Genomic DNA, 22055 nt, shown 5'->3' on the forward strand with positions numbered 1-22055 from the left:
ATATCCTTGTTTTTAGAGAGCGGTACGTCCTTCGGCCTGGGCAGGAAGCCCGCCGCGGACTGCGCCGATTGTAGAGGAAGCGGCTGGCGCGCGTTTCACTCCAGGTCGGGATGGCGGTCGGCCAGGCGCTGGCGGCGCTGCCGCAGCGCGTCGAGCTTCTCTTCCAGCTCGGCGATCTCGGCTTCGATGTCCAGCACGCTTTGCTCGATGTGCTCGTGGGCCTGCTGCAGCAGGGCGTGGGCCTCGTGCCGGCTGGCCGCATTGGGCGTGTCGCCGCGCAGCGGTCGGTTGGCGGTCTCGGGCAGGTAGAAGGACGTGACGATGCCGATCAGCGAGGCGGCCATCAGGTAATAGGCCGGCATCATCAGATTGCCGCTTTCCTCCACCAGCCAGGCCGCCACCGTGGGCGTGAGGCCGGCGGCGATGATGGCCACGTTGAACGAGCTGGCCAGCGCGCTGTAGCGGATGCGCGTCGGAAACAGCGCCGGCAGCGTGGAGGCCATGACCCCGGTCATGCAGTTGAGAAACACGGCGATGAACAGCAGGCCCAGGAAAATCAGGCCGGTGTTGTCGCTGCCCACCAGCGTGAAGGCCGGCAGCGCGATCACCAGTATGCCGATGCTGCCGGCGCGCAGGAACGGCTTGCGGCCGATCTTGTCGCTGAAGAAGCCGACCACCGGCTGCACGAACAGCATGCCTATCATGACCACCACGATGATCAGCACGCCATGCTCTTCGGAATAGCCCAGGCTGCTGGACAGATAGGTGGGCATGTAGGTCAGCAGCATGTAGTAGGTGATGTTCGTCACCAGCACCACGCCGATGCAGACCAGCAGCGCCTTGCGGTACTTGGAGAAGATCTCGCGAAACGACACGGTGGGCCGTTCCTGAACAGCGTCGCGGTCCTCCTGCTCCATCTGCTCCAGCTGCTGGGTGAAGGCCGGCGTTTCCTCGGCCGCATGGCGCAGGTACAGGCCCAGCAGGCCCAGCGGGCCGGCTACGAAGAACGGCGCGCGCCAGCCCCATTCCAGGAAGGTCCGTTCGCCCAGCGTGGCCTGCAGCAGCACGACCAGGCCGGCGCCCAGCACGAAGCCGGCGATGGAGCCGAAATCGAGCCAGCTGCCCAGAAAGCCGCGGCGGCGGTCCGGCGCGTACTCGGCCACGAAGACGGCCGCGCCGGTGTACTCGCCGCCCACCGAGAAGCCCTGGGCCAGCTTGCACAGCAGCAGCAGGATGGGCGCCCACAGGCCGATGGACGCGTAGGAGGGGATCAGGCCGATGCAGAACGTGCTGATGGCCATGATGATGATGGTCAGCGACAGCACCTTCTGGCGGCCGTAGCGGTCGCCCATGACGCCGAAGAACACGCCGCCCAGCGGCCGCACCAGGAAAGGCACGGAGAAGGTTCCCAGCGCGGCGATGGTCTGGACCGCAGGCGAGGCCTCGGGAAAGAACACCTTGCCCAGCGCAAAGGCCACGAAGCCGTAGACGCCGAAGTCGAACCACTCCATGGCGTTGCCGAGGGCGGCGGCGGTGACGGCCTTCTTGAGCTTGGTGTTGTCGATGACGGTGATGTCGCCGATCTCCAGGGGCCGGACTTGCTGTGACGCTGGGGAACTCTCTGCCATGGTCAGTCTCCCGCGAAGGTGCAATACGAAAATTCTACCCCTGGCCCGCGCGGATTCGAAAAAACCTGACCATCGCTTCGCTTGGGCCGAATTGTTCGGCCGCTGGCGCCGCTCTAGACTGGATTCGTGCATACGCCTCGCAGCGGGAGGCCTCCATGAACCAGGTCGAAACCTTTGCCACCCCGGCGATGTGGGCCGGCTTCGTCGGCTTCGTGCTGGTCGTGCTGGCGCTGGACCTGTACGTGCTGGGCGGCAGGCGCGCGCATCGCGTCTCGGCGCGCGAAGCGCTATGCTGGGTGCTGGCCTGGGTGGCGCTGGCGACGCTCTTCGGCGCGCTGCTGTGGGGCTTCCTGGACGCCACGCTGGACCGCGCCACCGCGAACCGCAAGGCGCTGGAGTTCTACACCGGCTACCTGATCGAACTGTCCCTGTCCGTGGACAATATGTTCGTTTTTTCGCTGATATTCGGGTACTTCGCGGTGCCGCTCGAATTGCAGCGCCGCGTGCTGCTGTACGGGGTGCTGGGCGCCATCGTGATGCGCGTGTCCATGATCCTGGCCGGGGTCTGGCTGCTGGCGCAGTTTTCCTGGATGTTCTACCTGTTCGGCGCGCTGCTGGTGGTGACCGGCGCCAGGATGCTGGCGCACGCCGATCGCCAGCCCGACATCGCGCGCAATCCGCTGGTGCGCCTGCTGCGCTCGTCCATGCGCATCACGCCGGACTATCACGGCGAATCGTTTTTCGTACGGATAGGCGGCCTGCGCCACGCCACGCCGATGTTCGTGGTGCTGCTGATGATAGAGGCCAGCGACGCGGTCTTCGCCGTCGACAGCATTCCCGCCATCTTCGCCGTCACCACCGATCCCTTCCTGGTTTTTACGTCCAATATTTTCGCCATCATGGGCCTGCGGGCAATGTATTTCCTGCTGGCCGACATGCGGGAACGTTTCCGCTACCTCAAGCACGGCCTGGCCGCCGTGCTGATCGTGATCGGCGGCAAGATGCTGGCCGCGCCGTGGTTCCACGTGCCGGTACAGTGGTCGCTCGGGGCAGTTGGCCTTATCCTGTTGGCATCCGTGGGCGCCAGCGCGATACTGCCCGGACGGACTGCGGCAAACGCCGCGCGTTCCAAGGCCGATGCGTCCAGAACCGGAGATCCGCCATGAACACCATCATTCTCGCCACCGATGGGTCGAGCTACAGCGATGCCGCAGCGCGCTACCTGGTCGGAAGTTCCCTGCTCAACCGGGATTTCACCGTGCACGTGGTGCACTGCGCGCCCGACGTGACGGGCGACGTGCAGGCCTTCGTCGGCAAGGCCGAAATCGACGCCTGGCACCACGAGGAAAGCGGCAAGGCGATGCGGTCCGTCGTCGAGATCCTGACCGCGGGCAAGGTGGCCTTCGAATGCCACGAGCTGACCGGCCATGCGGCGGAGAAAATCATCGAGTATGCGGTCAAGTCCCGCGCCGAGGCCATCGTGATGGGTTCGCATCACCGCGGCCAGCTGCTGGACGCCGTGCTGCGCTCGGTGTGCGGGCGCATCATCGCCGACGCGCCGTGCCCGGTGCTGCTGGTCTAGCGCTCGACGCCGGCCCGCGGGACGCGGGCAAGCCTGGCCGGGGTGGTATCGTCTATCCCTTTTTCGGCATTGCGCAGCGTCCCATGTCTGACTCCAGCATTCCCGCCGGCCCGCCGGCGGGCGGCCCCAGGCCTTTTTTCCGGGATTCCGGCAGCACGCGGACCCTGCATTTCACGGACAAGGAAATCCAGAGCAGCATGTCCCTGCTCAATCCCGATGCGCTCGACCTCGAGTACACCCGGATGATGATGGGTTTCGTGCTGTTCAACCCGCAGCCCGGCCGCATCCTGATGGTCGGCCTGGGCGGCGGGTCGCTGCCCAAGTTCTGCCACCGCTACCTGGCCCGCACCGAGATCGAGGTGGTCGAGATCGACCCCGACGTCATCGCCTTGCGCGACGCTTTCATGGTGCCGCCCGACGACGCCCGCCTGCGCGTGATCCAGGCCGACGCCGCCGCGCACCTGGCGGGCCTGGAGCAGCACGCCGACGTGATCTTCCTGGACGGCTTCGGCGTGGGCGGCATCCCCGCCGCCCTGTGCTCGGCGGAGTTCTACGCCGACTGCCGCCGCGCGCTGCGCGACGACGGCATCCTGGTGATCAATTTCCACGTCAACCACCCCGACCACCACGAATACCTGGACCGCGTGCGCGCGGCGTTCGGCTCGTCGATGTTCGAAGTGGTGGACGACGACATGACCAACAGCATCGTGTTCGCCTGTAAAGGCGACCTGCTGGACGACCCGGCCGCCAGTTCCCTGGCGCGGCCGCCCGCCATCCCCAAGGACGCCTGGCGCCAGCTGATGCCGACGCTGCGGGTGATCGGGGCCACGCTGGTGCTGAGGTAGCGCCGGCGGCCAGGCCCTCGCGCTTTGCCCATCCCACGCCATCCATTCCTCTAGCACGCTTCGCGCGTCGCCTCATACACCAGCGTGGCCAGCGTCAGGTCTTCCAGCGCGCTGCCCACGGCCTTGAACACGGTGATTTCCCGGTCGTCGCGGCGGCCCGCGACCTGGCCGGCGGCAAGCTGATGCAGGTTGCCGCGGATGTCCTGGCGCGTGAGCGCGCCGGCGGCGAAGGCTTCGATCAGGTCGCCGGACTTGGTGGGGGCCTCGTCGGTGTCGACGTAGACAGCCGTGCCGTCGAAGCAGGCGGCGTCGGTTTCGCGCATTTCGGGCTTGAAGCTGCCGATCAGGTCCAGGTGCACGCCGGGGCGCAGCCAGGCGCCGCGGATCAGAGGCTGGGTCGACAGGGTGGCGCAGCTGATGATGTCGGCCTGACGCGCGGCGCCTTCGAGGTCGGCCGTGGCCTGGGCGTCGTAGCCCTGTTCGCGCAGCTCCCGCGCCAGGCGCTCGGCGCCGGCCGGCCGGACGTTCCAGACCAGGATGCGGCGGATCGGCCGCACGGCGCGCATGGCCTGCGCGACCAGGGCGGCGATGCGCCCGGACCCGACGATCAGCAGCACGCCCGCGTCGGCGCGCGCCAGGTAGTCCGCGCCCAGCGCGGCCGCGCCCGCGGTGCGGTAGGCGGTGACGACGTCGCCGTCGACCTGGGCGATGGGCACGCCGGTGGTGGCGCTGTACAGGTTGTAGGTGGCGTGCAGGCCCGGCAGGCCCTGGTGGGTGTTTTCGGGGAAGATGTTGATGATCTTCACGCCGAAGTAGCCGCGTTCGTTCCAGGCCGGCATGATGAGCGAGGTGCCGTGGGCGTTGCCCGACTCGATGGCGTGGACGTGGCGCGGCGGCACCGTGGCGCCGTCGCGGAAGGCCTCGCGCAAGGCGGGGATGACGGCGTCGAAGGACAGGGCGCCGCGGGTCTGTTCGGTGTCGATGAAGCGCATGGAATCGGTATCGGGCTGAAGACTACGGCCAGTCTAGCAGCCCCGCCGGCCGCTACCCCTGCACTGGCGGCGTGGGCAGCGGATCGCCGGCGCCGGTGCGCTCGACGATCAGGCGGTAGTGCTGCGGGCTGCGGTGCCTGGCGAAATTGAAGACGTGTTCGCGGAACATGCGGCCCATGTCCAGGTCGATGCGCGCGACGATCACTTCGTCTTCCTCGCCGCTGGCGCGCGCCACGATCTCGCCCGAGGGCGCGACGATCATGGAGCTGCCTATCATGTGGTGGCCGTCCTCGTGGCCGCACTTGGCGGCCGCGCCTACCCACACGGCGTTCTGGTAGGCGCTGGCCTGCAGCACGATCTCGTGCGTGGTGGTGCGCAGGTGGGCCGGCTCGTTCCAATGAATGTTGAGCGAGGGCGTGTTGTAGCCCAGCACGATGAGTTCGGCGCTTTGCAGCGACATGACGCGGTAGGTCTCGGGCCAGCGGCGGTCGTTGCACAGGCACATGCCGATGTTGACGCCTTCGGTGTTCCAGACGCCGAAGCCCAGGTCGCCCACTTCGAAGAATTTCTTCTCCAGGTGCTGGAAGGGCGCTTCGGTCTTGTGGTCGGCGTGGCCGGGCAGGTGGATCTTGCGGTACTTGCCGACGATGTTCGCGCCGCGGTCCACCAGGATGGCGGTGTTGTAGCGGCGGCCCTCGGGCGTCAGTTCGGCGTAGCCCAGGTAGAAACCGACGCCGAGCTCGCGCGCCGCGTCGAACAGCGGCTGGACGTCGGCGTTGGGCATGCTTTTCTCGAAAAAGCGCGCCACGGCCTCGGCCTCGTCCATCCAGTAGCGCGGAAAGAACGTCGTCAGCGCGAGTTCGGGGAACACCACGAACTCCGCCTGGCGGGCGGCGGCCTCGCGCAGCATCTCGACCAGGCGGCGCACGACCGCCGCGCGGGTATCTGCAAGATTGACGGCGCCCATCTGGGCGACGGCCAGGCCCATTTTGCGGGCGGGGGCGGTTCGGCTCACGGTATTTGTCTCCTGGTCGGCCCGGACGGGCATGCAAAGACGCAAGCATGCATGCGGCGGCGATAAACCGGAACCGGCGCGCCGCCCGATACCGCCCTGCGGCCTGCGGCCCCGTCGCGCCCGCAAGGCGCTGATTTCACGGGGGATTTGCCCTGCCGGACGGATGCAGCGCATAACGCCGCGACATGGCAGGCCTGCAAAGTTTTATAGGGGGCGGGGAAACGTATACTGGCCCCCTTTTCTTTTCGCAAAGGCAGAGGCCAGATGAGATCCGCTTACCGCCGGCTGCGCGCCGGCCTGGTCCTGATGGCCGCGGTGCTGGCGGCGGCGCCGGCCGGCGCGCAGGACCCGGCCGCCGGCCAGTCGCCCTTCATGCGGCACATGGACGACGCCCGCCGGCAGATCCGCGCCGCCTCGTGGGACGACGCCACCGGCTCGGCGCGCCAGGCGCTGGCGGCGGCGAGCGCGAACGGCAACCGCTACGAGATCTACGACGCCGCGGTGCTGCTGATCGATCTGTTGCAGAAGCAGGGCCGCCATGCCGAAGCCCGCCGCGTGGCCGAAACCCAGGTGGGGGATTTCGAGCGCCTGGGCGACGAGGACGGCATGGCCATCATGCTGTCGCGCGCGATCGAGGCCGGCGCGGCGGCGGCAGAGGCGGCCGAGGTCGCCCGGCTGCAGGCCCGGCTGGTCGGGCAGGCCCGGCCGTATCCGCCGCTATGGACCCTGGAATCCGGCCAGCGCCTGCGCTACGTCCCGGCCGGGCTGTCGCTGCCGCTTGCGCAGGACGGCTGGACGCTGCTCAGGTTCGAACCCGCCGATGCGCGCGAGGACTCCGCGCGGCTGGAGTTCATCCGCAGGCTGGACGGGCAGGGGCGCATGGTGGTGCAGCTGCGCATCGGCTACATGGAAGCGCTGCGCGGACAGGACGGCGCGGCGCGGCAGGCGCAGGCGCAGGAACTGCTGGGCGGGCCGAGCGCGATGTCCCCGGCGGCGCTGCCGGACCTGCCCTTCGAGAATGTGGCGCAGGCCAAGGAGGTGCAGCGTTCCGAGGAGCACGGACGCGGCGTGATCGAGGCGGGATGGGCGGCGGTGCGCGGCGACTGGCGCTTGCAGGTGCAGGCCTCGTATCCGGAAACGGCTCAGGACGGAGCTGGCCGGCATCTGCAGTCGCTGCTGGGCGCGATCGCGTGGGAGGGCGAACGCCGGCTGTTCCGCGAACAGACCATGGCCGAGCAGGCCCGGGCCATCGAGGCCGCGTGGGTGATGGCGCAGGACTGGCCCGCGGCCGACGCGCTGGCGCGGGCGGCGTTGCCGGACGCCGCGTTTCCGCTGGAAATCGCGCGGCTCGATACCGTGATGGCCACCGCGGCCTACCGGCGCGGCGAGATGGACCAGGCCCGCCGCCAGTACGAGACGGCGCTGGCGGCCTGGGCATACGCGGGCAAGGCCTATCACGACGAAACCCTGTACCAGACCGCGCTGGACCACGCCGCCGACATCGCGCACCGCCAGGGCCGCAAGAACGAGGCGGCCGCGCTGAACCGCCAGTTCATCGAATGGGTGGGCGACCGCGACCAGGCCTGGCGGCCGGACGCGGCGGGTGTCGAACTCAAGAGCGCGCTAAGCGGCCAGGCCTTGCCGCTGCGCGCGGGCGACTTCCGCCTCAAGCCGATCGGTCCCAAGCGCTTCCAGTACGAGGACCTGCGCACGGGCGCGCAACTGGGGCTGTCGGTGGAGCAGCGCGCCGGCGCCGACGACCGGGCGCTGGAAGGCTCGATGCGCGCCTTCATGCGCGACAAGCTCGGGCTGGACGCGGGCGCCATGCAGGCGGCCGCCTTCACGCCGCGCGCGCGGCAAGGCGCGCAAGGGGAACTGCGCGGCAGGCAATGGATTTTCGAAGTGGCGCCGTTGCGGGATGCGGGCAGGACGCTGCGGCTGGACGTCGGGGCTGATGCGCCCGCACCGGTGCGCATGGCTTTCTGGATCGTGGACCGCGGCGACAGCCGCTCGATCCTGCGCGCGCCGCTGACGGCGGACGCCGCCGCCGACGCGCGCATCGAACAGGTGGCGCAGGCGCTGGCCTGGTGAGCGGCCGCGCGCCTGCGCCGGCAGGGTCAGGCGCGCGGCGGCATTTCGGCCGGCGGCGTGCCGTCATGGAACAGCGACTTCAGCTGCGTGCGCAGCGCCGGCGAGTCCTCATGCTTGTGCACCGCGACCGCGTGCTGCACGGCCGCTTCCAGCAGTTCGCTTTCGGAATCCGCCGCCAGGGCCACCGAGCAGTTCATTTCGCTGGGATACTCGCGGCAATCGATGTATTTGCGTGTCATGAAAGTCTCCCTGCGCGCAGGTCGCCAGGCCTGCGCAATGGGGTGTCCGGCGCGCGGGGCGGGACGTCCCCGCCGGTGGCGCGCCGCAGAGGCCGGGACGATGAAAAAAGTATAGATCCGCCGCGGGCGGTTCAGAGCCTGACGCGCTGTTTCAGGGCCGCCGCGATCATGGGAATGTCGATGTCCTTGCCCGGGTTCTTCTGGCAGAAGTCGTACAGCACCGCCACGTAGGCATTGCCCAGCAGCTTGGTGATGGCGCCGGCGGTGGTGGCGGCGATGGTGCCGCCGGCGGCGCTGCCCGCGCCCGGAATGAATTTCAGCAAGCCCGAGACGACCGAGCGTCCGACCAGGGTGGCCGCCGAGGCGCCCAGCGTGGAGGTCACCAGGGTGGTGATGGCGGCGGTATCCAGCTCCATGCCGAAGGTGATGCCGATCTTGGCGATCATGCCGACCTGGATCGGCACCAGCGCAAAGGCGTCCGAGAACGGGATGGGGGCGGCGGCGGCCGAGGCGGCCAGGCCCGCAGCCACGTTGACCTCTATCTCAGCCCGCTTTTTTTTTACTTCCAGGGCCTGTTTGTTGCGCGTGGACAGGGCGTTGGCGTAGGCCCGCTGCTGCGCCTCGGGGATGTGCTGCGCGGTGACCTCGATCAGCCGGTCCAGGCCCATGGGCGGCAGTTCGGCGTCGAGTTCGTCTATCCATTCCGCCAGCGCGCGCACCGCCACCACCTGGCTGGCGCGCGGCAGCAGCTTGCGCGCTTCGTCGACGAAGGCGCTGTTCTTGCGCGCCTTGGTCAGCACCGCCACCACGGGGATGCCGGCGTCGGCCAGCATGCCGCACAGTTCGATCTCGGCGTCTTCCACGCGGTGGCTGCTGTCCTGGATGCAGAGCCAGGCGACGTGCAGGTGCCGGTCCTGGTCGGTGGAGGCGGAGCGCTCGCGGATCAGGTCGGCGAGCTCGCGGCGCGAGCGCTCGTAGTCGCCGACCTCCAGGCCGCGGGTGTCGATGATGGTGAGCGGATGGCCCGGCCGGGTGAATTCCTGGGTGGTCTGGGTGACCGGCTTGCCCGCCCCGGTCCGGGCCAGGTCGCCGCGGAACACCGCGTTGATGAGCGTGCTCTTGCCCACGCCGGTCTTTCCGGCGACCAGGATGTTCACGCGGCCGGCGCCGCGCGTCGCCGTGCTGATGGCGTCGGCGATGGCGTCCTGCAGCTGGGGAGGATCGTTCTGGGGCATGCTCATGCGGAATCGGCGTGGGAGGGCATGGAGGCGATTCTATCCACGATTGCGCTCAGGCGGCGCCCGGAACGCCGTACAGGTGGGCGGCCTCGGGAAAGCTGCGCGAGCGGACTTCGGCGGCGTAGGCCTGCGCGGCCTGCTGGATGCGGCCGGACAGGTCGTCGTAGCGCTTCACGAAGCGCGCCGTGCGGTCGAACATGCCCAGCATGTCGTCCACCACCAGCACCTGGCCGTCGCAACGCGGCGAGGCGCCGATGCCGATGGTCGGGCAGGCCACGGCGTCGGTGATGGAGGCGGCCAGGGGCTCGACCACGCCCTCGATCACCAGCGCGAAGGCGCCGGCCTCGGCCACCGCGGCGGCGTCGGCTGCGATGCGGGCGTATTCCGCCTCGCCGCGCCCGCGCGCGCCGTAGCCGCCCAGGATGTTCACGGCCTGCGGGGTCAGGCCCACGTGGCCCATGACCGGGATGCCGCGGGCCGACAGGTAGGCGACGGTGGGCGCCATGCCCGATCCGCCTTCGAGCTTGACCGCGGCCGCGCCGGTTTCCTTCATGACGCGGGCGGCCGAGCGGAAGGCCTGCTCGGGGCTTTCCTCATAACTGCCGAACGGCATGTCCACCACGACCAGCGCGCGCCGCGCGCCGCGCACCACGGCGGTGCCGTGGGCGATCATCATGTCCAGCGTCACCGGCACGGTGGATGGCAGCCCGTAGATGGTCTGCGCCAGGCTGTCGCCCACCAGCAGGGCGTCGCAGTGCGGGTCCAGCAGTTCGGCCATGCGCGCCGTGTAGGCCGTCAGCATGACCAGCGGCTCCTGGCCCTTGCGGGCGCGGAACGCGGGAACGCTCATGCGGGGCGTGTTGGCGGTTGCCGCGGCGGCTGCCAGGGTGGCGGTCGTAGACATCGAAATTCTTCCTATCCAGAGTTGCAGTAGGTGTGTCGCAGCCGGCGACCGGGGGGCGCCGGCCTCTCCATCGTAGCGGAAGCCGGGCGATGGCAGCCGGGCGCTAATCTTTGCGGCAAAACGTAAATGATGGTGTGGGGCCGGCGCGCCCCGCAGGGCGGGCGGGTCCGCCGGGGCACGCCAAAGCGTTACATCTCGCCGGTTTCTTTCGCGTTTGCGCGGCCTTGCCTGCGTAGAATTCGCCACTCGTCAAGCTACTTGCGGCATGCACGCAACATTTTTTCATGGGTAGTTCCGGGTTCATTCCCCGCCTTTTGCGCTCGCGCCCGGTCACCAAGGGCTTGCGCTATCTGTATCGCTGCACGCAGCCCCGGGCCTGCCGGCACAACGCCGCGCTATGGCCTTTCGTGGCCGTGCAGCGCGCGGCCGACGGCAGGCTGAGCGGCTGCCGGCTGCGCGGCGTGCGAGGCCCGGCCACGATACCGCTGGAGCAGGCGGCGCGCGCCATCGACGGCGATGCGCACCTGATTCTGAGCGGTCCTTCGGTGGCCGACATCGATTACGCGCGCTGCAGCCTGGGCGCGGTCATGGGCGTGAACGGCTCGATCGCGCTGCGCCAGCGGCAGCCCGGACTGCGTTTCGATTATTACGCGATGCTGGACGCCGGCTTCGTGCGGCGCCGCCGCGAACTGGTGGCGCAGGTGCTGGCGCAGGACCTGACGCTGTTCGTCACGCCCGAGGTCTACCGCTGGATCGCGCTGCTGTTCGACCCAGCGACCGTGCGCTGCCGTATCGCGCTTTTCGAGGAAGTGCACCAGCGCGCCATGCAGCCGCGGGCGCGTCCCGAGGACCTGGAGGCCGGGCTGGCCGGCGATGCCGGCCTGCTGCTGTTCGACGCCCGCCATCCGGTGCACGCGCACGGATTCAGCCTGGACCCGCCGCGCGGCCTGTTCGGCGGCGGCACCGTGGCCTACACCGGGCTGCAGCTGCTGGCGTGGCTGGGAGCGAAAACCATATACCTGCACGGACTGGACCTGACGGCGGCGGCCGGCCCGCGCTTCTATGAAAGCGCCGCCACGCAACTGGCGACCGCGCTGGACCGCCAGTTCGACGGACACATCGAGCCCGCGTTCCGGCGCGCCGCCGGCGTGCTCGGCGCGCGCGGGATCAAGGTCTACAACCTGTCGCCCGCCAGCAGGCTGGGCGCGGACATATTCGAGAAACGCCACTGGAGCTGCCTGCTGCCCCGGACGGCGCAAACGCAACCCCTTATGGACGTGCAGCCATGAAGATTCTCTACACCAACTTCCATCAGGGCGACGGCGGCGGGCATACGACCTACGTGATGTCGCTGGCGCGCATCCTGTGCCATAAATCCCAGGTCGCTGTGGCCGCGCCGGCCAGCAGCCGCCTGCTGGCCGAGGCCGGCGCGCTGCCCGGCGTGCGCGCCATCGCGCTGGATTTCAAGGGCCGGCCGCTGGCGCTGCTCGGCGCGCTGCGCCGCCTGCGCGCGCTGCTGCGCGACGAGCGCTACGACGTGGTGCACGTCAACGGGTCGGCGGACCACCGGCTGTGCATGCTGGCGACCGTGGGCATGGGCGCGCGCCGCCCCTTCATCGTCTATACGCAGCACAACGACCGCAGCGCCAACAGCCTGGGCGCGCGCATCCGCGCCAAGTGGGGCACCAACCGCGTGATCTGCGTGTGCAGCCATACGTTTCGGCGCATGAAGCAGTCGGTGTTCCGCAACGAGGACCTGCGCGTGGTGCACAACGGCGTCGACACCGAAAAGTGCCGGCCCGCCACGCGCAACCAGGCGGCGCAGGCGCGCGACAGCCTGCTGCCCGCCAGCCTGCAGGGCAGGCTGGTGATAGGCAGCAACGCCGGCACCGCGTCCTACAAGAACTGGCTGGACATGGTGACCGCGGTTTCCATGCTGCCTGCCGTGCAGCGCGAGCAGGTGGCGATCCTGATCGCCGGCAAGCTGCCCGAAGCCGAGCAGATGCGGCGCGTCGAGGAGCTGGGCATGTCCGGGCAGGTGGTGTTCACCGGCCTGCTGGACGACGTGCGCCCGTTCCTGTCGGCGCTGGACGTGGGCTTCGTGCTGTCGTCGCGGCTGGAGACGATTTCGTTCGCCTGCCGCGAGATGATGGCCGCCGGCGTGCCGGTGATCGTCAGCGAGGTCGGCGGCCTGACCGAGAACGTCACCGACGGCCGCGACGGCTGGGTGGTGCCGCCGGCCGACGTGCCCAGCGTGGTCCAAGCCCTGTCGAGGATTCTGGCGAACCGGCAGCAGCTCGCCCGGATGGGCGAAGAGGCGCGCAGCACCGCCTTGAAGGAGTTTTCGCTGACGGCCTTCGTCGGCAAGACCGAGAGCGTCTACCGCGAAGGACGGACGCAGCAGGCCTACCGGCTGCGCCCGTCCTGAGGACCGCTACTCGCTGTACGTCTTGGTGCTGTAGAGGGCGGCCGGCAGCAGGTTCAGCACCGGCAGGCCGCTGACGGGGTCCTTGGCCTGGCGGTCGATGTAGGCCTGCAGCACGTCCGCGTCGAGCACGCCGATGTCCTGGCGGCGCTCGGCGGGCACGGCGGCCAGGGTCTTGTAGCCGTCGCCGCCGGTGGCGTTGAAACTCAGCACGAAGAGCTTGTAGCTGCGCCCGGCGTCCAGCGGCAGCCAGTTGCCGCTGGCCCGGTCCAGCACCTCGATGTTGGTCACGCGGCTGCCCTGGGCCTGGGCCGCGTTCACGTCCCAGCGCAGGCCGCCCGCGTACGGATACGGGCCGGTCGTTCCACCCGGACCGAATACCGCCTGCATGCCGTCTTCCAGCATGCTCTTGACCTCGGCGCCGGTGACGTCCAGGCGCCACAGCATATTGCCGAACGGCACCACCTCGATCACGTTGGCCGCGGTCACGCTGCCCAGCAGCGGCACGCGCACGCCGCCGCCGCTTTGCAGCGTAATGTCGGCGCCGCCGTAATCGGCGTTGGCCACTTCCAGGTAGGCCTGCGCCACCAGCTGCTGGATGTCGCCGCCGCGCAGGCTGACGTTGCCCAGCGCGTTGCAGGCGGCGCTGGAACGGCTGTAGTCGCGCGAGCCCGGGCCGCCCGGCACGCGGCGCGAGCACAGCTCCTGCGGCACCGTGGCGACCACGCTGGCGCTGAAGGCGTCGACCTTGGCCTTGAAGGGCTGCAGCACGGCCGCGGCCTGCGCGTCCGGTTCCTGCACGCGCAGGAAGCCGCTGGCCCGCAGGTCCGCCTGGATGGCGGCCGCGTCGGCGGCGTCGGGCGTCGCGCCCGCCACCTTGAACTCGCCGCCGACCAGCACGTGCGGCGTGCCGGCGCAGGCGGTCACGTCGCCGTCGGCGTCGAAACTCACCTTCAGTTCGCCGACCACCTGCGAGTATTCCCAGGCCTGCACCAGGCACACGCGCTTGCCGTCGCGGTCCTGCAGCACGGTGGGGTAGGCGCCGGCGGGCGAGCCCACGCCGTAGTCGGCCATGGCGTCGGGGCCGAGCAGGGTGTGGGAGTCGCCGCCCACCACCACGTCCACGCCGCTCAGGCGGGCGATGACCTGCCGGTCATAGGCGTAGCCGATATGGCTGAGCACCACGATCTTGTTCACGCCCTGCGCGCGCAAGGCGTCGATCTGCCGCTGGGCGGCGGCGGTCTCGTCGGAAAACAGCGTGCCGGGATCGGGGCTGGAGGATTGCTGGGTCTTGTTGGCGATGGTCAGGCCGACCAGCCCGATGGGCTGGCCGTCGCGCTGCAGCACGACCGAAGGCTGCACCATGCCCGGCGCGCGCGAGGGGTTGAGCGGCGAGTCCGCGCCGAAGGTGACGTTGGCGCTCAATACCGGCGTCTGGCAGGCGCCCGCGTGCAGCAGCTCGACGAAGCGCTTCAGGCCGGCGTCGCCCTTGTCGAATTCGTGGTTGCCCAGGCTCATCGCATCGAAGCACACCGTGTTCATCAGCGCGGCGTCGGCCTCGCCCGGCTCGCCGGCGCGGTTGAAGTAGAGGGTGCCGGTGGTGGCGTCGCCGGCGTGCAGCTTGAGCACGTTGGCCGACTGCGCGGCCAGCGCGTTCATGGCGCCGGTGACGCGGGCGAAGCCGCCGGCCTCGGCGCTTACCGACACCGGCGCGCCGTCGGCCGCCTTGAGCTTGAGCGTCTTGTTCCTGCCGTCCAGCGTGGAGTGATGGTCGTTGATGTGCAGGATGGTCAATTCCATCGGGCGGGCCGGCGCCGGCTGCTCGGGTGCGGGCTGTTCCGGCGCGGGCTGTTCGGGGGCGGGCGTGTCGTCGCCGTCGTCGCCGCCGCAGCCGGCCAGCAGCGCCAGCGTGCTCAGCATGACGGCCCCGGCGTTCCTCTTCCATGTGCTCATTCGAGTGCATCCCTCTGTCGTTGTCGGAGGGCGCATGGTCGCGGCTCAAGATGACGCCGAAATGAATGACAGGCCTGTCATGAAACGCCACGGGCCCGGCGCGATGCGTGCCGGGCCCGTGGTGCCGCCGGGTGCGGCGGAAGGACGCGGATCAGTAGTGGATCACCGTGCGGATCGACTTGCCTTCATGCATCAGGTCGAAGGCCTCGTTGATGCGCTCCAGCGGCAGCGTGTGGGTGACGAACGGGTCCAGGTCGATCTTGCCGCTCATGGCGTCTTCCACCATGCCGGGCAGCTGCGTGCGGCCCTTGACGCCGCCGAAGGCCGAGCCGCGCCAGACGCGGCCGGTCACCAGCTGGAACGGGCGGGTGCTGATCTCCTGGCCCGCGCCGGCCACGCCGATGATGATGCTCTCGCCCCAGCCCTTGTGGCAGCATTCGAGCGCGGCGCGCATGACCTGCACGTTGCCGATGCACTCGAACGAGAAGTCCACGCCGCCGTCCGTCATCTCGACGATGACGTCCTGGATCGGCTTGTCGTGGTCCTTGGGGTTGACGCAGTCGGTCGCGCCCATGGCGCTGGCCAGGATGAACTTGTTCGGATTGGTGTCGACGGCGATGATGCGCCCGGCCTTGGCCTGCACCGCGCCCTGGATCACGGCCAGGCCGATGCCGCCCAGGCCGAACACGGCCACGGTGTCGCCTTCCTTGACCTTGGCGGTGTTGTGCACGGCGCCCAGGCCGGTGGTGACGCCGCAGCCCAGCAGGCACACCTTTTCGTGCGGGGCGGCCGGGTTGATCTTGGCCAGCGAGATCTCGTTGACCACGGTGTATTCGCTGAAGGTCGAGCAGCCCATGTAGTGGTACAGCGGCTTGCCTTCGTAGCTGAAGCGCGAGGTGCCGTCGGGCATCACGCCCTTGCCTTGGGTGGCGCGCACCTTCTGGCACAGATTGGTCTTGCCCGACAGGCAGAACTTGCACTCGCGGCATTCGGCCGTGTAGAGCGGGATGACGTGGTCGCCGGGCTTGAGCGACGTGACGCCTTCGCCCACCTCGACCACGACGCCGGCGCCTTCATGGCCCAGCACCGCCGGAAACAGGCCCTCGGGGTCGTCGCCGCTGAGCGTGAAGGCGTCGGTATGGCAGACGCCGGTGTGGGTGATCTGCACCAGCACCTCGCCGCGCTGCGGGGGCGCGACGTCGATTTCAACGATTTCCAGCGGCTTGCCGGGTCCGAATGCGACTGCTGCGCGTGATTTCATAGTTTGCTCCACGAGTGCCTGGCGGCGTTATTTCAAATACGAACGGACGAGCCGCATCAACAGGTCGATCTCCGCTTCGGGTTCGGCCTGGGCCTGGCGCGGGCCGCCCTGGGCGGACTGCAGGAAGGTTTCCCGGAGGTGGCTCTCCAGCACCTCGGCCATCAGGCCGGTGGCGGCGCCGCGCAGGGCGGCCAGCTGCTGCAGCAGCGCGCCGCATTCCGTGCCTTCGTTGACGGCGCGCTCGAGCGCCAGCGCCTGCCCCTGGATACGGCGCAGGCGGGTCACGACGCGTTTCTTTTCTTCCGGGGAATGGGGCACGGCGGGCTCCGATAAATACAGGGGGGGAGTATACGCAAGGCGCGCGCCTGCGTCCAGGCAGGCGGCATTTCATCTATACCTGTCTATACTTTATTCCCATCCGCAGAACAACCGCACAGGACGACTCTTGGCCTCCTCTCCCCCCAGCCTGCCGGCGCAGGCCGACGCCCCGCCCGCGCCGCTCTACGCCCAGGTCAAGCAGATGATCGCGCAGCAGATCCGCAGCGGCGCATGGCCGGCCCATCACCGCGTGCCGTCGGAGGCCGAGCTGGTGGACGAACTGGGCTACAGCCGCATGACCATCAACCGGGCGCTGCGCGAACTGACCGCGGAAGGCCTGCTGGTGCGCATGCAGGGCGTGGGGACTTTCGTGGCCCAGCCGAAGGCGCGTTCGGCGCTGTTCGCGGTCAACAACATCGCCGACGAGATCGCCGCCCGCAACCACCGGCACCACAGCCGGGTGCTGCGCCTGGCCGAAGAGCCGGCCGAGGGCGAGCAGGCGCTGGCGCTGGACATCCGTCCGGGACAGCCGGTGTTCCATTCCATCATCGTGCACTACGAGGACGACCTGCCGATCCAGCTGGAGGACCGCTACGTCAGCGTCAAGCTCGCGCCCGGCTACCTGCAGCAGGATTTCACGCAGAGCACGCCCTATGAATACCTGACCCGCGTGGCGCCGCTGACCGAAGGCGAGCACATCGTCGAGGCCATCCTGGCGCGGCCGCGCGAATGCCAGCTGCTGCAGATCGAGCGCGGCGAACCCTGCCTGCTGATCCGCCGCCGCACGTGGTCGGGCGGGCGCCCGGTGACCCTGGCGCGGCTGATCCATCCGGGGTCGCGCCATCGGCTGGAAGGGAAGTTCACGACCTGAGTGTTTGGGGGCAGATGGGTTACGCGCGTTCGACAGTCGCGTTCTTGTGATGATGGCGGCGCGCTGCACCCATCCTACGGGACATGACGAATGCCGTAGGATGGGTGCAGCGCGAGCGTCCTTGAGCAAGAACTCAAATATCCAGCGCGCGTAACCCATCTTGCAGCACACCACGACATCCATCCAACTTGTATATACAATCATAGTCATCCCCCCGACGCCAGGAGTTCATGCATGGACCTGCAAATCCCCCCCGGCTGCCTGACGCTTGCGGATCTGCGGCGCGTCTACCAGGAGCCGGTGCGCGTGGCGCTGCATCCCGAGGCCGACGCGCCCATCGAGGCCAGCGTCGCCTGCGTCGAGCGCATCGTGGCGCAGGGGCGCACGGCCTACGGCATCAACACCGGTTTCGGCCTGCTGGCCAGCACCCGCATCGCGCCCCACGACCTGGAGGCCTTGCAGCGTTCGCTGGTGCTGTCGCATGCGGCCGGCGTGGGCGAGGCGCTGGACGACGCCATGGTGCGGCTCATCATGGTGCTGAAGATCAACAGCCTGGCGCGGGGCTATTCCGGCATCCGGCGCAAGGTGATCGACCATCTTATCGCGCTGGTCAACGCCGGCGTCTATCCGCATATTCCGCTCAAGGGCTCGGTGGGCGCCTCGGGCGACCTGGCGCCGCTGGCGCATATGTCGCTGCTGCTGCTGGGCGAGAGCAAGGCGCGCTGCGACGGCGCGTGGCTGCCGGCGCGCCAGGCTCTGGCCCGCGCCGGGCTGGAGCCCCTGACACTGGCGGCCAAGGAGGGGCTGGCGCTGCTCAACGGCACGCAGGTGTCGACGGCGTACGCCTTGCGCGGCCTGTTCGAGGCCGAAGACCTGCTGGCCGCGGCGCTGGTTTGCGGCAGCCTCAGCGTGGAGGCCATGCTGGGCTCGCGCGCGCCGTTCGACGCCCGCATCCACGACGCGCGCGGCCAGCCCGGCCAGATCGACGTGGCCGCCGTCTACCGTGAGCTGCTGACCGAGGACAGCGAGGTGGGCCATTCGCACGCCAATTGCGGCAAGGTGCAGGACCCTTATTCGCTGCGCTGCCAGCCGCAGGTCATGGGCGCCTGCCTGACGCAGATACGGCAGGTGGCGCAGGTGCTGGAGATCGAAGCCAACGCGGTGTCGGACAACCCGCTGGTGTTCGCGCAAGACGACGAGGTGATATCGGGCGGCAATTTTCACGCCGAGCCGGTGGCGCTGGCGGCCGACAACCTGGCGCTGGCGCTGGCCGAGATCGGCGCGCTGTCGGAGCGCCGCATTTCGCTGATGATGGACATGCACATGTCGCAGCTGCCGCCTTTTCTGGTGAGCAATGGCGGCGTCAATTCGGGCTTCATGATCGCCCAGGTGACGGCGGCCGCGCTGGCCAGCGACAACAAGGCATTGGCGCATCCGGCCAGCGTCGACAGCCTGCCCACCTCCGCCAACCAGGAGGACCATGTCTCGATGGCGCCCAACGCCGGCAAGCGCCTGTGGCCCATGGCCGAAAACGTGCGCGACATCCTGGCGATCGAATGGCTGGGCGCCTGCCAGGGCCTGGATTTCCGCGCGGGCCTGAAGACGTCGCCACGGCTGGAGCAGGCCCGCGCCTTGCTGCGCGGGCGCGTCGCCCACTACGAGCGCGACCGCTTTTTCGCGCCCGACATCGCCGCGGCCAGCGAACTCATCGCGGCGCGCGGCCTGACGGCGCTGATGCCGGCCGGGCTGCTGCCCAGCGTATGCGCGCAGGCATGAAAGAGGAGGACGCGATGAGACAGGTCTGGCGCAATTGCCACGCGGCGACGATGGCGGACGGCAGCTATTGCGCGATCGAGCGCGCCGCCATCGTGACCCGCGGCGAACGCATCGAATGGATCGGCCCCGAGGCCGCGCTGCCGCCGGCCGAAGGCGCCGCGGTCCACGATCTGCGCGGCGCCTGGGTCACGCCCGGGCTGATCGACTGCCATACGCATCTGGTGTTCGGCGGCGACCGCAGCCGCGAATTCGAGCAGCGCCTGCAGGGCGTGGACTACGCCAGCATCGCCGCGCAGGGCGGCGGCATCGCCAGCACCGTGCGCGCCACGCGGGCGGCCAGCGAGGACGAACTGTATGCCGGCGCGCGCCGGCGCGCGCTGCAGCTGCTGCGCGACGGCGTGACCACGCTGGAAATCAAATCGGGATACGGGCTGGATCTGCCCAACGAGCGCAAGATGCTCAGGGTCGCGCGGCGCCTGGGGCAGGCCCTGCCGCTCACCGTGCGCGCCACGCTGCTGGCCGCGCATGCGCTGCCGCCCGAATACGCCGGGCGCGCCGACGATTACATCGAGGAGGTGTCGCGCCGCATGCTGCCGGCGCTGGCGGCCGAAGGGCTGGCCGACGCGGTGGACGCGTTCTGCGAGCACCTGGCTTTTTCGCCGGCGCAGGTCGAACGGGTATTCCGGGCCGCGCGCGACCATGGCCTGCCGGTCAAGCTGCATGCCGAGCAGCTGTCGTCGCTGCATGGCGCCGCGCTGGCGGCGCGCTATGGCGCGTTGTCGGCCGACCATCTGGAATACCTGACCGAGAGCGACGTGCTGGCGATGGCGCAGGCCGGCACCGTGGCGGTGCTGCTGCCCGGCGCGTTCTATGCGCTGCGGGAAACGCAGGCGCCGCCGGTTGATCTGCTGCGCCGCCACGGCGTGCCCGTCGCGATCTCCAGCGACCTGAACCCCGGCACCTCGCCCGCGCTGTCGCTGCGGCTGATGCTGAGCATGGCCTGCACCCTGTTCCGCCTGACGCCCGAGGAGGCGCTGGCCGGCGCCACCGTGCACGCCGCCAGGGCGCTGGGCCTGCAGGACACGCATGGCGCGCTCCAGCCCGGCAAGATGGCGGACTTCGTCGCCTGGGAGGTGTCGCATCCGGCCGAGCTGGCCTACTGGATCGGCGGCGACCTGCCCAAGCGCATCGTCCGCCACGCCCGCGAGGTGGACGTGGCTCAGGCCGCCAGCGCCGCGTAGGCCTGGCCGGCGGCCGGGACCTGCACGGGCAGCCGGAACGCGCTTACCGCGCTTTGCAGGCGTTGCGCCTGGGCCTCCAGCGAGGCTGCGGCGGCGGCCGCCTGTTCGACCAGCGCCGCGTTCTGCTGCGTCACGTGGTCCATCTGCGTCAGCGCCGTGTTCACCTGGCCGATGCCGGCCGCCTGTTCATGCGAGGCGCCGGCGATGTCGCTGACCAGCACGGTCAGGCGTTCGATGGTCCGCAGGATGTCTTCCATCGTGCGGCCCGCCGTTTCCACCTGGGCCGAGCCGGCCTGCACCGTGGCGCCGGAGGCGTCGAGCAGCTGCTTGATTTCCTTGGCCGCGCCCGCGCTGCGCTGCGCCAGCGAGCGGACTTCGGCCGCGACCACCGCGAAGCCCTTGCCCTCCGCGCCCGCGCGCGCCGCCTCCACCGCCGCGTTCAGCGCCAGGATGTTGGTCTGGAACGCGATGCCGTCGATGACGCCGACGATGTCCTCGATGCGCCCGGCGTCCTGGGAGATCTCGCGCATGGTCGCCACCGCCTGCCGCACCGCCTCCGCGCCGCGCCCGACCACCTCGCTGGCCTCGGCGGCCATGCGGTTGGCCTGCTGCGCGTTGTCGGCGTTGCTGGTGACGGTGGACAGCAGCTGCTCCATGCTGGCGGCGGTCTGCTCCAGCGAGGCCGCCTGCTGTTCGGTGCGGCTGGACAGGTGCTGGTTGCCGGCGGCGATTTCGCTGGAGCCCGTATTGATTTCGACCACGCCGTCGCGGACCGCGCGCACGGTGCGCGCCAGGCTGTCCTGCATGTCGCGGATGTACGGAATGATCTGGCCCACGCAATTGCCGCCGAACAGCGGTATGGGGGCGGTCAGGTCGCCGTCGGCGATGCGGCGGAAGTGCGCCCGGATGTCTTCCAGCGGCCGCTTGACGAAGGCCACCACATAACGGTCGCCGAGCACGAGCAGCAGCAGACAGACGCCCAGCACCGCGCCCATGCCGGTATAGGCCATCTGGCGCCTGGCCGCGGCTTCCTGCAGCAGTTGCGCCTCGTGCTCCCTGGCGTAGGCGCCATAGGTTTCGATGCTCTCGGCATAGGCCCGGCTGGCCGCGGCCACGTCGCCGTCGGCCTGGCGGCGGGCCTGCGCGATGTCGCCGGCGGCCAGCTGCTGGCGTTGCGCGGCGAGGGCGCGGCCGACCACGGCTTCGTAGCCGGCCTGCAGCGCGGTCAGCAGGGCGGCGGGCGTGTCTGTCCTGGCCTGTTCCATGAACGCCGCCTGCTGCCTGCCGGCTTCGCCGAGCGCGGCGTCGACCAGGCGCGCGTCTTCGTCGGCGTGGGCGGACCCGCCTTCGCCCAGGTCCTGCAGCTGATGGGCCAGGCCCAGCCGCGCGGCCGCGATGCGGTCGTTGATGCGGGACAGCGCCGTGACGTCCTGCAGGAGCGCGTTGCTGGCGCCCAGCGCCTGTCCGGCGTGGCGCAGTCCGTTGATGCTGATGGCCGACAGGCCGGCAAGCAGGACGCTGATCGCGAGCAGGGCGCTCAGGATCATGCGGCGGATCGTGATATCTCTCAGAAACCTTTTCATGTGTCGTTCCCAGGTACGGCAAGGAGGCTGCTGACCCGGCAACGGCAAGGCGTCATCAGATATTTAGGCGCTGTTTCATAATTTACGTATGTG

The 22055-nt window shown here is 69.5% G+C and carries 19 protein-coding genes; 9 read left to right on the forward strand and 10 right to left on the reverse strand.

The window, feature by feature from the left end; all coding sequences use genetic code 11:
* Positions 1–95: 95 nt before the first annotated feature.
* A complete protein-coding gene (proP, locus tag AC1M14_RS01315; protein ID WP_111826139.1) occupies positions 96–1628 on the reverse strand; it encodes a glycine betaine/L-proline transporter ProP in 1533 nt (510 codons plus the stop codon).
* 155 nt (positions 1629–1783) lie between these two features.
* Between proP and AC1M14_RS01320 the strand changes: the two genes are divergently transcribed.
* The 3 genes from AC1M14_RS01320 (at position 1784) to AC1M14_RS01330 (ending at position 4055) form a co-directional block, all read left to right on the forward strand.
* Entirely contained in the window at positions 1784–2794 is a 1011-nt protein-coding gene (locus AC1M14_RS01320; protein WP_102773139.1) for a TerC family protein, read from the forward strand.
* The gene (locus AC1M14_RS01325; RefSeq protein ID WP_102773140.1) at positions 2791–3210 is read left to right on the forward strand and encodes a universal stress protein; all 420 of its coding nucleotides are present in this window, start codon (positions 2791–2793) and stop codon (positions 3208–3210) included. The genes AC1M14_RS01320 and AC1M14_RS01325 overlap by 4 nt, the downstream gene beginning before the upstream one ends.
* A gap of 83 nt (positions 3211–3293) precedes the next feature.
* The gene (locus AC1M14_RS01330) at positions 3294–4055 is read left to right on the forward strand and encodes a fused MFS/spermidine synthase (protein ID WP_479730814.1); all 762 of its coding nucleotides are present in this window, start codon (positions 3294–3296) and stop codon (positions 4053–4055) included.
* A gap of 50 nt (positions 4056–4105) precedes the next feature.
* Here AC1M14_RS01330 and lhpI read toward each other — a convergent pair whose 3' ends face one another.
* Together lhpI and AC1M14_RS01340 are read right to left on the reverse strand one after the other, a co-directional pair.
* Entirely contained in the window at positions 4106–5047 is a 942-nt protein-coding gene (gene lhpI, locus AC1M14_RS01335; RefSeq protein WP_102773142.1) for a bifunctional Delta(1)-pyrroline-2-carboxylate/Delta(1)-piperideine-2-carboxylate reductase, read from the reverse strand.
* A 52-nt stretch (positions 5048–5099) separates the two neighbouring features.
* On the reverse strand, positions 5100–6035 hold the full coding sequence (locus AC1M14_RS01340; RefSeq protein WP_111826133.1) for an N-carbamoyl-D-amino-acid hydrolase: 936 nt from the start codon (positions 6033–6035) through the stop codon (positions 5100–5102).
* 291 nt (positions 6036–6326) lie between these two features.
* On the opposite strand from AC1M14_RS01340, the gene AC1M14_RS01345 reads away from it, so the two are divergent.
* Positions 6327–8153 carry a hypothetical protein gene (locus AC1M14_RS01345; RefSeq protein ID WP_479730815.1) on the forward strand — a complete coding sequence of 609 codons (1827 nt, stop codon included), beginning with the start codon at positions 6327–6329 and terminating at the stop codon, positions 8151–8153.
* Between the two features lie 26 nt (positions 8154–8179).
* Here AC1M14_RS01345 and AC1M14_RS01350 read toward each other — a convergent pair whose 3' ends face one another.
* The 3 genes from AC1M14_RS01350 to panB form a co-directional block, all read right to left on the reverse strand.
* On the reverse strand, positions 8180–8392 hold the full coding sequence (locus AC1M14_RS01350; protein ID WP_102773145.1) for a DUF1059 domain-containing protein: 213 nt from the start codon (positions 8390–8392) through the stop codon (positions 8180–8182).
* 131 nt (positions 8393–8523) lie between these two features.
* On the reverse strand, positions 8524–9633 hold the full coding sequence (locus AC1M14_RS01355) for a GTPase (RefSeq protein ID WP_209165557.1): 1110 nt from the start codon (positions 9631–9633) through the stop codon (positions 8524–8526).
* Positions 9634–9682: 49 nt separating this feature from the next.
* Positions 9683–10534, reverse strand: a complete 852-nt coding sequence (gene panB / locus AC1M14_RS01360; protein ID WP_479730816.1) for a 3-methyl-2-oxobutanoate hydroxymethyltransferase — start codon at positions 10532–10534, stop codon at positions 9683–9685.
* A 284-nt stretch (positions 10535–10818) separates the two neighbouring features.
* Between panB and AC1M14_RS01365 the strand changes: the two genes are divergently transcribed.
* Both AC1M14_RS01365 and AC1M14_RS01370 read left to right on the forward strand, forming a co-directional pair.
* Positions 10819–11823 (forward strand): hypothetical protein, encoded by a 1005-nt coding sequence (locus AC1M14_RS01365; RefSeq protein WP_209165558.1) that lies wholly within the window; start codon positions 10819–10821, stop codon positions 11821–11823.
* A complete protein-coding gene (locus tag AC1M14_RS01370) occupies positions 11820–12962 on the forward strand; it encodes a glycosyltransferase (RefSeq protein ID WP_479730817.1) in 1143 nt (380 codons plus the stop codon). Before AC1M14_RS01365 ends, AC1M14_RS01370 begins: the two co-directional genes overlap by 4 nt.
* Positions 12963–12968: 6 nt before the next feature.
* Here the strand turns inward: AC1M14_RS01370 and AC1M14_RS01375 are convergent, their stop codons facing one another.
* From AC1M14_RS01375 to AC1M14_RS01385, 3 genes are all read right to left on the reverse strand, one after another.
* On the reverse strand, positions 12969–14912 hold the full coding sequence (locus AC1M14_RS01375; protein ID WP_479730818.1) for a bifunctional metallophosphatase/5'-nucleotidase: 1944 nt from the start codon (positions 14910–14912) through the stop codon (positions 12969–12971).
* Positions 14913–15063: 151 nt separating this feature from the next.
* Positions 15064–16173, reverse strand: coding sequence for an S-(hydroxymethyl)glutathione dehydrogenase/class III alcohol dehydrogenase (locus tag AC1M14_RS01380; protein ID WP_102773150.1), 1110 nt, complete (start codon positions 16171–16173; stop codon positions 15064–15066).
* 27 nt (positions 16174–16200) lie between these two features.
* On the reverse strand, positions 16201–16491 hold the full coding sequence (locus tag AC1M14_RS01385) for a metal/formaldehyde-sensitive transcriptional repressor (RefSeq protein WP_102773151.1): 291 nt from the start codon (positions 16489–16491) through the stop codon (positions 16201–16203).
* Positions 16492–16618: 127 nt separating this feature from the next.
* On the opposite strand from AC1M14_RS01385, the gene hutC reads away from it, so the two are divergent.
* The 3 genes from hutC to hutI all read left to right on the forward strand — a co-directional run bounded on the left by hutC (position 16619) and on the right by hutI (position 20379).
* A complete protein-coding gene (hutC, locus tag AC1M14_RS01390; protein WP_479730819.1) occupies positions 16619–17362 on the forward strand; it encodes a histidine utilization repressor in 744 nt (247 codons plus the stop codon).
* 234 nt (positions 17363–17596) lie between these two features.
* Positions 17597–19138: a histidine ammonia-lyase gene (hutH, locus tag AC1M14_RS01395; RefSeq protein WP_102773152.1), complete on the forward strand. Its 1542-nt coding sequence runs from the start codon at positions 17597–17599 to the stop codon at positions 19136–19138.
* A 14-nt stretch (positions 19139–19152) separates the two neighbouring features.
* Positions 19153–20379: an imidazolonepropionase gene (hutI, locus tag AC1M14_RS01400; RefSeq protein ID WP_479730820.1), complete on the forward strand. Its 1227-nt coding sequence runs from the start codon at positions 19153–19155 to the stop codon at positions 20377–20379.
* Here hutI and AC1M14_RS01405 read toward each other — a convergent pair.
* Entirely contained in the window at positions 20358–21962 is a 1605-nt protein-coding gene (locus tag AC1M14_RS01405; RefSeq protein WP_479730821.1) for a methyl-accepting chemotaxis protein, read from the reverse strand. The genes hutI and AC1M14_RS01405 overlap by 22 nt on opposite strands.
* Positions 21963–22055 lie beyond the last annotated feature (93 nt).

Source organism: Achromobacter sp. SX5 (genome assembly GCF_056711425.1).